We start from the raw sequence: 12,809 nt of genomic DNA, 5'->3' as shown, positions 1-12,809 counted from the left end.
CAGGTTGAAACAAATTGTATTAAGGGTTTGAATAGCAGCATTGGTTTTAAGACAACAAAAACGTAATGACAACACAATCTTCAGGATGGAAATCCGCCTTTACTGCATTTTTAGATCGCCGTGCGTTGATCATGCTGTTTTTGGGTTTCTCAGCAGGTATTCCAATCCTGTTAATTTTCTCGAGCTTATCTTTATGGCTAGGGGAAGCAGGTATCGATAAGAGCGCTGTGACTTTTTTTAGTTGGGCAGCGTTGGGTTATTCATTCAAATTTGTTTGGGCCCCTTTGGTAGATGAATTACCTGTACCAGTGCTGACCAAATTATTGGGTCGTCGCCGTGCGTGGTTATTGATCGCACAACTCTTAATTATCTGTGCCATTTCTATCATGGCTTTTTCAGATCCGTCTCTTGGTCAGAGCTATCTTTACCAAATGGCTGCGGGTGCTGTGCTTTTAGGTTTTTCTGCCGCGACACAAGATATTGTGATTGATGCCTATCGTATTGAGCTTGCAGAAACGCAAATGCAAACGGTATTGGCTTCAACTTATAACGCTGGTTATCGCATCGGGATGATTGTTGCGGGTGCGGGCGCGTTATTTTTAGCGGCTTATTTGGGTACAGCCAAAGGCAACTATATTTATGAGGCGTGGAAGTGGACGTATTTGGCAATGGCGGCGGTCATGTTGGTCGGGATTGCAACCACATTATGTATACGTGAGCCACAAGTTGATCGGGTACGTAAAGAATATAAACGAGTAGATTATTATCGTTTAGTGGCAGTTTTCTTTGTATCTGTGGTGAGTTTTGTACTGAGCTATATTTATTCAGGCAAGCTCACAGAAATGCTGATTCAGCTCTGGTCGATCAAAGATAGTTTTGCACTGTTTTGTTTTGAGGCTTTACGTTTTATTGGCTCTGGCGCTGTTGCATTTATGGTGGGCTCAAGCCTTGTCAAAATGGGCGCTGTGAACAAACAAATGGCCTATGAAACATGGGTGAATCCTGTTGCTGACTTCTTTAAGCGTTATGGCGTGAAATTGGCGTTGGTATTACTATTGTTGATTGGTTTTTACCGTATTTCCGACATCATTGCAGGTGTGATCTCTAATGTGTTCTATCAAGACTTAAACTTTACCAAAGAGCAGATTGCCGAAGCGGTAAAAGTTTATGGGGTGATTTTTAGTTTGGTGGGTGGATTTTTAGGAGGACTACTGGCGCAGCGCATGAACATCATGAAGTTGATGTTTGTCGGGGCAATCTTGGCCAGTTCAACCAATCTCATCTTTATTGGTTTGGTCAAATCAGGTCAGCCTTTAAATGATGTTGTGATCAATGTTGGTGAGCAAAGTTTCACAGCCCGAGCGGATGAGACAGGTGCATGGAAAATTAAGGTTCCTGTTGAGCAGCTTCAGGCAAATCAAAGTCTAAGTGCAACGGCTAGTTTTCAGAATAGTACTTCACAGCCTGTCTCGGTCACATTGCCTTATATTAGCCAAACGGGTGCATCTACGGCATTGCTATTGCTTCCGATCACGGCTGATAATGTGATTAATCAACGAGAGTCTGAAGGAAGCATCGTGGTACGAGGTCAATACCTTGCAACACTGGCTGAAAACCAAAGTATTAAATTGAGCTTGGATGGTCAAAGCTTTGATGCAAAGTTAGACAAAGAAGGTGTTTTTAGCGCGGCAATCCCTGCGAAACAGCTCCTTGATTCAAACTCTAAAAAGCTGAATGCCGTATTGATGCAAAATGAGCGTGTGCAACAACATACAGCAATGAATTATCTGGTAGATCCCGCAGCTGCAAAATCTGTAACTCTAGATGTTGATCTGCAACCGATTAATTTGCATAAGGCGGTTGATGGACAGTTAGAAGTTAAAGGGAAGGTGATTAAGGAATATAGTTCGAACTGGCTGTATTTTGCGATTATTGTTGATAATTTGGCATCAGGTTTAGCTGGTGCAGCATTTATTGCATTTCTATCAAGTTTGACCAGCGTATCTTTCACTGCTGTTCAGTATGCGATTTTTAGTTCATTGATGACGCTGACACCCAAAATTCTAGGTGGTTATTCAGGGACAATTGTGTCCAATATTGGCTATCCAAATTTCTTCTTGCTGACCACACTTATTGGAATCCCAATTTTAATCTTAGTGGTCTGGGTGGCGAAACTTCTACGTGAGCATGCCGCTGAGCAAAGTTAAAGCATCGATTTGTCTCGAATCAAAAAAGTAGTCCTTGTGGCTACTTTTTTTATGGTGGAGGTTTGAAATATAGAGCGGCATTGCCTATATTGGGTGGCTGAGAATAAATCATGAGGAAATTCCAATGCGCATGCTACATACCATGCTACGTGTAGGCAATTTAGAACAATCTTTGGCGTTCTATACTGAAGTGCTTGGTATGACTTTGCTTCGTAAGCGTGATTATGAAGAAGGTCGTTTTACTTTGGCATTTGTGGGTTATGGCGATGAGGAAAATCATACGGTTTTAGAGCTGACGCATAACTGGGACACGGACAGTTATGAATTGGGCAATGCTTATGGTCATATTGCCATTGCAGTAGACGATGCATATAAAGCTTGTGAGGAAATCAAAGCGCGCGGTGGCAATGTCGTGCGTGAAGCCGGACCAATGAAGGGTGGTGTTACGGTTATTGCCTTTGTAGAAGATCCAGATGGTTATAAAATTGAACTGATTCAACAAGATAATAATGCACGTAATAACTAAGCCGTTATTCGGTCATATGCAGCGTATATGCACAGTATTAATTAAAAAAATATTGAACATATTCTGTAAAAGCTAGCTTTATTTATATAGCTCAGTAAGATGAATTTACCCAAAGGTAAATTAGTCACTGGGCTTTTTCATTTTTAGAGGAATGACAGGATGTTGGTATGTTGAAATTATTGGCACTCGATCGGTTTACGTTATTGTTATTTGTTATGGTGCTCTTAGCCAGCTTTGTCCCTGTTTCAGGTCAAGCGGCCAGTGTATTTGGTGTACTGACGACGGTCGCGATTGCGATATTATTCTTTTTGCATGGCGCTAAACTATCCCGTGAAGCCGTGATTCAGGGCATGATGCACTGGAAACTCCATGCTTTGGTTTTTGCATTTACCTTCATCCTTTTTCCCGTTTTAGGTTTGCTTGCAAAACCTGTATTGGTGCCACTACTTGGACAGGAGTTGTATTGGGGCTTTTTGTTTATGTGCTTTTTGCCATCGACAGTACAGTCTTCAATTGCGTTTACTTCAGTCGCACAAGGCAATGTGGCTGGAGCGGTATGCAGTGCGTCATTCTCGAATTTGATCGGGATGTTTATTACCCCTGTGATGGTGGCCTTTTTCATTTTGGGGCAGTCAGAGCATGGTTTTGATCCAACCTCGTCTATTCTTCAAATTACCTTATTGCTGTTGGTTCCCTTTGTCCTTGGACAGTTACTTCGACCATATGTCTTTCCATATATGCAAAAAATGCCAAGCATCGTTAAAGCATTCGATCAGGGCTCGATATTAATGGTGGTGTACGGTGCTTTCAGCGGTGCTGTGGTTGCGGGCCTATGGCAAGAGGTAAGTGTTGGTACGTTAATCCTATTGATCATTGTGTGTTCGGTCTTATTGACAATTATTATGTTGCTTGGGTTGTTTTTACCACGTTGGCTAGGCTTTAACCGTGCCGATCAGAAAACCATTTTTTTCTGTGGTTCAAAAAAGACCTTAGCCAGTGGTGTTCCAATGGCACAGATTCTTTTTATTGGACAACCTTTGGGGATGATTGTTCTACCGATTATGATTTTCCATCAAATCCAGTTAATGGTGTGTGGCATTATTGCTAACTATTGGGCAAAGCAATCTGAAATTGAAACGAAAGAATAATTGGCTATCTGATACTATATCTCGTATAATATTCGCCACTTGTTGTGCTTAGCTCTGACGGTATCCGTCTCGGTGGGCCAAAAGAATGGTCTGTTATGGTGTTGATCTGCAACTTAATTTAATTAAGTGGCCCTTTCCTCAATTTTGAGAGTGATCAATTGCGATGACAGCAAAACCTTCTTTAATTTTTATGGAGTAATCGACGATGCGCGCCGATATTCACCCAAAATACCAAACTTTAGTTGCTACATGTTCTTGCGGTAACGTAATCGAAACTCGTTCAGCACTTGGTAAAGAAACTGTTTACCTAGACGTATGTTCAGCTTGCCACCCATTCTACACTGGCAAACAAAAGAACGTTGACACTGGCGGTCGTATCGACAAGTTCAAACAACGTTTTGCTGGCATGTCACGTTCTATCAAACGCGACTAATAGCAAAAGAAAAAAACGGGCATTTGCCCGTTTTTTTATGATTTTGATACAGATTCATAGGAGCGATAGCTGGACTATATAATAAAAAGACCCCATATAGGGGCCTTGAAATTTAGAGGCTAGTATCCAAGGTCAAACCTTTACTGATCCTGCACGTCAATCAGATGATCGAGTTTCTTCTGGAAATAATCGCCTTGAATAAAGCGGGCATCGACATTCCATGCATTGGCAAACGACGTCATATCATTCAGATCTCGCAGCATAATTTGAATGTTTTTCAATTGATGATATACCGCAACTTTTTCTTGCAACTCTTCCGTGTTGGCGTCGCTACTGAGCATGCGAGTTAAGTTTTCGTTTAAGGTGAGATTGTTGATATCGAGCTGACGTAAGATAGATTCACTATAAATACTATTACCAAAGTCACGAATCGAAACTTCAGCACCATATTGGCGAAGCTGGGCAATGTATTTTTGCGCTTCAGCAATGTTTTGGCTGATATCATCCTCAGAGAACTGAAGGATAATTGGATGACTTAACTTACTGCGTACAATGGTAATCAGTTTGGCTATAAATTCAGGGAAAGAGCGGTCATTCAAGAGTACGGCTTTGTTTAAGTTTACAATCAACTTTGCTTCAGGATACTGAGTGATAAAATTGTGTAGTTGTTTACACGACTCAACTAAAATCCAGCGGTCAAGTTTAATAGACAGTTCGTGATCTTCACTTAACTCTTTAAGGCTTGATATATCTTTCCACGTATTACCATAAATAAAGCCACTTGTAACCTCATAGGTGTATAAATTAGTGTCTTCTTTGTCGTAAAGCTGTTGATATTTAAGATGAATCTCACCACGCTCTAATGCAAGATGTAAAGCTTTAAGTACCGTAGGCTCATTTGCTGTTTTTTGAGTGTCTAAAGTATCGCTGACAGTAGGGTTGATCAACTCAATCACAGGCATGTCAATACTGGCTTTCTGCTCAATTTCGCAATCGTCTTGATTGGTCGGTAAAGCGGTTTTAAAGGCTGAGCACAATAAGTTTTCAAACTCATTTTGATTTGAAATTTCACCTTTCAATAAAGTATAGCCAATGCGCAAATTTACGGGATAGCTATTGTTTTCTACCGTGATGAGTTGTGGTTTGGTGAGCGCATTTAACGCAATCAGCTTAGATTCAAGTTTTGCCTGTGATTCTGCTTGGAATAAACCAACGATGGTTTGCCCACCCGCCTTAAACAGAGGAATATGAGTCTGTTCATTTAAAAAGCTGTAAATATTGTTAAAATAATCACGCGTAGTTGCCCAGTTGGCTTTAAAAATTTCATCTGGACAAGAGCTGAGTGCAAAGCTAACCAAAGCATTCTGATCAGAGGGTTGCTTGGTCATGGCACGGTTAATTTGTTGATACGTATTAGGTTTTGTCGCATGCTTTTCAGTGTTGACCGATGGAGCAGCAGGGCGTTCAGATTCGACTTCAATCGTCAGTTGGAGAGCATCATCTTCAGGTGCGGCTAAAAACTCAACTTTTAAAGGATTTTTAGTTTGGGCATTGCTATTGAGAGTAGCAACTTCAAAAGCACCTAAATCAAACTGACCTTGTGAAATTTTCTTAAAACGGATTTTGAAATCGTTTACATCTTTCGGCTGCAGAATATCAAGCAGCGGTTGACCAATAATATCATCTTCAGAGCTTAGGCCGAACAGTTGTAAGTATTCAGCATTGGCTGAAACATGAATCCCTTCTTGAATTAAGGCAATAGCTTTATTGCTTTCTTCAACTAAAGCCTGTGCCTGACTTTGCGCTGTTTCAAGCTCATTCATGAGTTGTTGTTGGCTTTGTAATAAACGACTTAATGACAGCGCACGTAGTAGACCTAAGTAAAAGTTATCCGCTTCTTCTAAGTTCAAAATATCATAGATCCCTTTACGAATAAAACTTGCATATTGGGCTGATTGATATTCATCGGGCTTTAATAAAATCAGTGGTAAATTGGCTTGGTTAGAGTTACGAATCAAAGTCAGTGCTTGTTCATACTTTAAGTCATAAGCGCGACCAAAAATCACCACGTCCCAAGGCAGATGAAGCTGTTTTTCAAAGTTTTGTAAGTCATCCAGTAAGGTGGCATGGACTTGATGATCGCTAGAAGTTAAAAGGTCACGAATTTGGTTATAACGGATCTGATTATCATCAATAATGAGTAAACGTGTTTCCGTACGTTTTAACTTTTTAGATAATAATGGATTTCTCACTTCAATGCTTCCCATAAATCGTGATTCTTAATAGCATTCATTTGCTTTTGAATAAAACTTTGAACCAATGGTTCTTGTTGGTCATTCAACAATTCATAATCAAAACGAATAAAACTTTGCGTAATTAAATGTGCTTTTACTAAATAAATTTTAAGATCTTCATCACCTAGGCGTAAGTGAATGGTTTGTTTTTCTCGGTACATATTCGAACCCGGCACAATGAGACTGGTTTGTACTTCATCTAGCTGGGACGTTTGTACCAATAATGCAGGCTGATAGTTCTGAGTGGTTCGGTCTGTTTTTACCATTACGGCACATGGGAAAAGATCTTGCGCTAAGATTTCTAACCCTAGTTCCAAGCTTTTTTCACTTGATTGTTTAATCCAGCGAATCACACCACCGCGCCATTGGCTATGCGCATTTTCTTGGACCAAAATAAACTCACCTGTTTTTAAATGTGCAGGTGTTGGTCCAGTCCAACGAATACGGTAACCATTCACGCTAATATCTAAAACTTCGGCAGGGTAGATTTGTTTCGATTCACGATCAATCATACGAGCAGAACTTGTCTCCACAGGAATATTACTGTTCATGGAGTTGATCACGTGACTTTCATTCTGAAAGTTGTAGTTGCCTTCTAGCTCTAAAGTTTCATTAAAATTTTTGCCTTTAGACAAATAAAAATGTGCGACTGACAGGCCAAAACAAATTTGTAATTGGGCTGAGTATTCATAACGTTCATGCTTACGTTCAATGTTATTGGTCAATAAGTTATGAATATGAAAATGCAGAGCAGGGGTAAGGAAAATCTTCTCATCGCGCGACAGTGGCTCGGCGCGTTTGGTTTGCATCTCTGAGAGATGATCAAGCAGAGCTTGCGTCGAGATAAAAATATTCGGCTGAATGTGACTATTTTTTTGAGAATTATAAGTCGGTGGATAGTCTTTTGAAGCATCGACAATATAGCGAGATAAGGTTGTTTCTTTAGGTAAAATTTGAATCAGTTTCGCCCAATCAAAGCTACACAAAAACAGCCCTTGAATTTCACCCGGACGGATTTGGTGGGTATTAAAAATATCCAATAGAATAAGCTGCGCATAGGCTTGGCTAATATTGTTCAGTTGATGCTGCGTGCCTTGTATTTGATTAATGTTGGTCAAATAGAAGTTATTTTGAATAGCAGAATCCAAGAGCTGATGAGCCGCTAGCCACTGACCTGGAATCGGGGAACTATAGAGCAAATGCTGTTGATACAACAACAGGGACAGTTGTTGTAAAGCATAATAACTCGATACGGTTCGAGCCGTTTGTAGGTTCTTTTTTTGGTTAAAAGCAAATAAAGAAAACTTATTTTGAGTGATTTGCTGAGAGACACGCTTTGCAATGTCGATATAGACTTTTGCAAAATGGCTACGCATTAATAAGGCAAGCTCAATAATATGGTCATTTCGATCAGTGGTGATGAGGCCCTGATTAAAAAAATGTTTCTCTAAGCTGGTAAGCACATTTTCCAAATTTGGATGCAGTACTTGAACCAAATCAAAACGAAGTGTTTCACTGACTTGAAGCTCGGAGACTTCAAGTAAAGCTTGAAATAAGGAACGAGAAGAGTCACCCAATTGTAAAATGGATAAGTTTGCTAACCATTCTTGTAAGCCTTTGACTGTGCTTGGGCAAAAACTAAGCTTATCCAACTTTAATTCGGTTGGTTTTTGGAAGATATCTGAAGTACTCGTCGTCATCATCGTTATTATTTAACTCAAAAAGTTGAAACCCCGAAAAGTGGTGTCTTATTCTTTTCTCCCGCAATTTCCCTGACCAGCTTGGGAACCAGATAGCCGGGTAGATTCGCCAATAATCCTTGATATAGAAAATCAATGTCTTGCGGGTTTAAATCAAAATGGTGAGCCCCTTTTACTTTATCTAAAACATGTAAATAGTATGGCAATACACCTGCATCGAATAAACGGTAGCTCAAATCTGTCAAAATTTGAACGTGATCATTGACCCCTTTTAACAAAACCGCCTGATTGAAAACGGTGATTTTTTCTGCGACTAATTGCTGTAATTGACGGCAGGTAAAATCATCCAATTCCGATGCATGATTTGAGTGTACCACTAGAATAATGCGCAGCCTACTGTTTTTTAAGATGGAAATTAGCTCATCATCGACACGGTTAGGCATTACGATGGGAACTCGTGAGTGAATTCTCAAAAATTTAAGTTGAGGAATACTTTCTAAGCGTTCAATCCATAATTTTATTTTACGATTGGACAGCGTTAAGGGGTCTCCGCCACTCAAAATCACTTCATTAATGTCAGGTTGTGACTGAATATAGTGCTGAATATTGATCCAATCTTCTGACTTTGGCAGGTTCTCTTGATAGGGAAAATGTCGACGAAAACAATAACGACAATGAACGGCACATGCCCCAGTCAGCGTAAGTAAGAAACGAGTTTTATATTTATGCAAAACACCGGGTTGTTGGTTGGCTTGTTCCTCACCCAGTGGGTCGGTCACAAAGTCGGGATGTTCTTCAAGCTCAAGATGATGGGGCAGGACTTGAAGGAGTAAAGGATCAAGCGGATTTCCTTTTTGCATTCTGGTCACAAAAGCACGGGGAACACGGAGTTTAAATTGAGTCGATGCAAGCAGTGCACCCGACAGCAGTTGCTCAGGAGACAGCTCCAGAATGTTAAGTAATTCTAAAGGATCGGTAATTAAATCACTGAGTTGAGCTTGCCAATTTTGCTCTTGGTACAAATAATGAGTCATGCAATAAGGGGTCAAATACTAGGTAAAAAGAAAGTTAGGTCATCAAATCGGGTGATGTCGAAACGAGTTGTTCGGATGTGTGCGGTCTAAAAAGCCTTTTTCAATACACAAAAACACGCGGAACAGGGCTATTTTATCAAGATCTTCGGCTTATAGGCAGTGGATTTTCATTGCTTCATAACACCTTGCTCATTTACAATACGAGGCATCAAAAAAGATGCCCTATCTTTACGACCCTGCTTTTCAAAGCTTTGGTGTTTAAGATATAGACATAAATATTTAAGTTAGTTAGTTTGGAGTGCGCCAGTCATGGCCTATTATTCTACGAATGATTTCAAGTCAGGCCTTAAGGTTATGCTTGATGGTAACCCATGTTCAATCATGGAAAATGAATATGTAAAGCCAGGTAAAGGTCAAGCATTTAACCGCGTAAAACTACGTAATTTACGTTCTGGTAAAGTTTTAGAAAAAACATTCAAGTCTGGTGATTCTTTAGAAGCGGCTGACATTGTAGAAGTAGAAATGGAATACTTGTACAACGACGGCGAAATGTGGAACTTCATGGATCCTGTATCATTTGAACAGATCGCTGCTGACAAAACAGCAATGGGCGATGCTGCAAAATGGTTAAAAGATGATTCAAATGAAAAATGTACCATTATGCTGTTCAATGGCGTGCCATTAACAGTAAACCCACCAAACTTCGTAGTTTTGAAAATTGTTGAAACTGATCCGGGTGTACGTGGTGATACTTCTGGCGGTGGTGGTAAACCTGCAAAATTAGAAACAGGTGCTGTAGTACGTGTTCCATTATTTGTACAGCAAGAAGAAAGCGTTCGCGTAGATACTCGTACTGGCGATTATTTAGAACGTGCATAATGGTTTAAAAATAGACTATTATCGGAAGGGATGATGAAAATCATCCCTTTTTTTATGCCAAAGTATTAGATCAAAACAAGGAGATGCAGAGTAAAGTCGCAAAGGAAAACAGCAGTACCTCGAATAATTAAAGACGCTGATTGAATGCAACAAATATGAGGGATTGAAATGGAATCTGTTCAGCCGAAGTCAACTCTGACTTCAAAAATCATCTGGCTACTGGTAGCCATCATCGGTGCAGTCTCTTTTGGGATATTGGCACTGAGTCGTGGTGAGCATGTCAATGCCATCTGGCTCGTACTTGCTGCGGGCTGTATTTATAGTATTGCTTATCGCTTCTATAGTTTATTTATTGCAAATAAAGTTTTTGAGCTTGATGAACGTCGCTTAACTCCCGCGCATCGTTTGAATGATGGTTTGGACTATGTTCCAACCAACAAAAGCGTTCTATTTGGACATCACTTTGCAGCGATTGCAGGTGCAGGTCCATTAGTAGGGCCTATTTTAGCAGCACAAATGGGCTATTTACCGGGCACGATTTGGTTACTTGTCGGTGTAGTGCTTGCAGGTGCAGTACAAGACTTTTTGGTGTTGTTTATTTCTACCCGTCGTGATGGACGTTCACTCGGTGAAATGGCAAAGCAAGAGCTTGGAACTTTTGCAGGTATTGTGGTCATGCTTGGTGCATTGGGGGTAATGATTATTATCCTTGCTGTTTTGGCACTGGTCGTGGTCAAAGCACTTGCACACAGCCCATGGGGCGTATTTAGTATTGCTGCAACGATTCCAATTGCGCTCTTTATGGGGATTTACATGCGTTTTATCCGTCCGGGTAAAATTGCAGAAGTATCTATTATTGGTTTCGTTTTGATGATGCTCGGCATTGTCTACGGTGAAAATATTGCACAGCATCCATATTGGGGTGCGTTCTTTACCCTGTCGGGCACTCAGTTGACATGGGCGCTGATTATTTATGGTTTCGTGGCTTCAGCACTACCTGTGTGGTTATTGCTTGCACCACGCGATTACTTATCAACCTTCTTAAAGATTGGTGTTATTGCAGGCTTGGCCGTCGGTATTATTTTCGCAATGCCAGAAATGAAGCTGCCAGCATTCACGCAATTTATTGATGGTACTGGCCCTGTATTTGCAGGTTCAATGTTCCCGTTCTTATTTATTACCATTGCCTGTGGCGCAATTTCAGGTTTCCATGCTTTGGTGTCGTCAGGAACCACGCCGAAACTTGTGAACAATGAACGTGATATTCGTATGATCGGATATGGCGGTATGCTCATGGAGTCATTTGTTGCAATCATGGCCTTGATCTGTGCCGCAGTGCTTGATCCGGGTGTATATTTTGCGATTAACTCACCAGCCGCTTTACTGGGTACTAGTGTCGACACTGCAGCTGAAGCTGTTCGTAACTTAGGTTTTGTTGTTACTCCAGAAACATTAACCTTACTGGCTCAAGAAGTGGGTGAAAGTACCATTCTTTCACGTACTGGCGGTGCGCCAACTTTTGCCATTGGTATGGCCCACATCATTACGGAAATTTTCAATAGCCGTGAAATGATGGCGTTTTGGTATCACTTTGCCATTTTATTCGAAGCACTATTTATCTTAACGGCAGTTGATGCGGGTACGCGTGCATGTCGTTTCATGGTGCAAGACACCGTGGGTATTGTGATTCCTGCGGTAAAAAACTCACATAACTTCTTCGGAAACTTGTTGGGTACAGCGGTTGCCGTTTCGGGTTGGGGCTTCTTTGTTTACCAAGGTGTAGTTGATCCGCTCGGGGGCATCAATAGCTTATGGCCACTGTTCGGTGTGGGTAACCAGATGCTTGCGGCAATGGCATTGATCTTAGGTACGGTTATCCTCTTCAAAATGAAGAAAGAGAAGTATGTATGGGTCACGATTATCCCGACCATATTCTTGTTGGTAACCTGTATGACCGCGGGCTGGCAGAAAATTTTCCACGAAAATCCAAAAATTGGTTTCTTGGCACAAGCTGAACGCTTTAACAATGCAATTGCAAACAATGAAATTTTAGCACCAGCGAAAACAGTTGCTGAAATGCAGACCGTTGCGATGTCGAATCAGATCAATGCTGCACTCTGTGGATTCTTTATGATTGTGGCGATTGTGATGCTCTTTGCTGCGATTAGAGTGATTCGTCGTGCATTAGCAAGCCCAGTTCCAACTGTGCATGAAGCAGAAGCCATTTATCGTGATCCTGAAGACATTCAGCCATCAAAAGCTGGGCATTAAGGAGAGTCAGATGAATCTAAAATTTGCTAAAAGTGGAAAAACGATGATTTATAAAATCATCAAAATGACCGTGATGTCGCAGAAAGATTTGATTCTGAACCCTAAAAATTGGTCTCGAATTGCGACATTGTGGCAACGTTTGCAGCAAAGTTTTCGCTTGATGGTGGGGGTGCCTGATTATCCAAACTATTTGGAGCATATGAAAAAGCACCATCCTGATTTAGAAGCGATGGATGCTAAAACTTTTTATCGTCACTGTGTGGATGCGCGTTATCCATCTGCAACGAATGGCATGAAAAAGTGCCCTTGTTAATGTA

General features: G+C 40.8%; 10 protein-coding genes. 7 read left to right on the top strand and 3 right to left on the bottom strand.

Annotated features, from left to right (window positions below):
* Window positions 1-65: 65 nt before the first annotated feature.
* From RR876_RS00830 to rpmE, 4 genes are all read left to right on the top strand, one after another.
* A complete protein-coding gene (locus RR876_RS00830; RefSeq protein ID WP_332477037.1) occupies window positions 66-2,207 on the top strand; it encodes an MFS transporter in 2,142 nt (713 codons plus the stop codon).
* A gap of 124 nt (window positions 2,208-2,331) precedes the next feature.
* Window positions 2,332-2,733: a lactoylglutathione lyase gene (gene gloA, locus RR876_RS00825; RefSeq protein ID WP_004693583.1), complete on the top strand. Its 402-nt coding sequence runs from the start codon at window positions 2,332-2,334 to the stop codon at window positions 2,731-2,733.
* A gap of 167 nt (window positions 2,734-2,900) precedes the next feature.
* Window positions 2,901-3,881, top strand: coding sequence for a bile acid:sodium symporter family protein (locus tag RR876_RS00820; RefSeq protein ID WP_004693581.1), 981 nt, complete (start codon window positions 2,901-2,903; stop codon window positions 3,879-3,881).
* A gap of 205 nt (window positions 3,882-4,086) precedes the next feature.
* Window positions 4,087-4,314: a 50S ribosomal protein L31 gene (rpmE, locus tag RR876_RS00815; RefSeq protein ID WP_004693579.1), complete on the top strand. Its 228-nt coding sequence runs from the start codon at window positions 4,087-4,089 to the stop codon at window positions 4,312-4,314.
* 140 nt (window positions 4,315-4,454) lie between these two features.
* Here the strand turns inward: rpmE and RR876_RS00810 are convergent, their stop codons facing one another.
* The 3 genes from RR876_RS00810 to epmB are packed head-to-tail and all read right to left on the bottom strand — an operon-like array spanning window position 4,455 to window position 9,342.
* On the bottom strand, window positions 4,455-6,581 hold the full coding sequence (locus RR876_RS00810) for an EAL domain-containing protein (protein WP_332477038.1): 2,127 nt from the start codon (window positions 6,579-6,581) through the stop codon (window positions 4,455-4,457).
* Window positions 6,563-8,308, bottom strand: coding sequence for a GTPase (locus tag RR876_RS00805; protein ID WP_148827089.1), 1,746 nt, complete (start codon window positions 8,306-8,308; stop codon window positions 6,563-6,565). Before RR876_RS00805 ends, RR876_RS00810 begins: the two co-directional genes overlap by 19 nt.
* Before the next feature lie 17 nt (window positions 8,309-8,325).
* Window positions 8,326-9,342, bottom strand: a complete 1,017-nt coding sequence (gene epmB / locus RR876_RS00800; RefSeq protein ID WP_183174473.1) for an EF-P beta-lysylation protein EpmB — start codon at window positions 9,340-9,342, stop codon at window positions 8,326-8,328.
* 309 nt (window positions 9,343-9,651) lie between these two features.
* Between epmB and efp the strand changes: the two genes are divergently transcribed.
* From efp to RR876_RS00785, 3 genes are all read left to right on the top strand, one after another.
* The gene (efp, locus tag RR876_RS00795) at window positions 9,652-10,221 is read left to right on the top strand and encodes an elongation factor P (RefSeq protein WP_004693574.1); all 570 of its coding nucleotides are present in this window, start codon (window positions 9,652-9,654) and stop codon (window positions 10,219-10,221) included.
* Between the two features lie 168 nt (window positions 10,222-10,389).
* Entirely contained in the window at window positions 10,390-12,492 is a 2,103-nt protein-coding gene (locus RR876_RS00790; protein ID WP_332477039.1) for a carbon starvation CstA family protein, read from the top strand.
* A gap of 10 nt (window positions 12,493-12,502) precedes the next feature.
* Window positions 12,503-12,805: a YbdD/YjiX family protein gene (locus RR876_RS00785; RefSeq protein ID WP_004693572.1), complete on the top strand. Its 303-nt coding sequence runs from the start codon at window positions 12,503-12,505 to the stop codon at window positions 12,803-12,805.
* Window positions 12,806-12,809: the final 4 nt, after the last annotated feature.

The sequence above is a fragment of the Acinetobacter sp. genome (genome assembly GCF_036666595.1).
Classification (GTDB): domain Bacteria; phylum Pseudomonadota; class Gammaproteobacteria; order Pseudomonadales; family Moraxellaceae; genus Acinetobacter.
The sequence above is the reverse complement of the archived record's forward strand: the minus strand, read 5'-3'. Positions and strand labels throughout refer to the sequence as shown.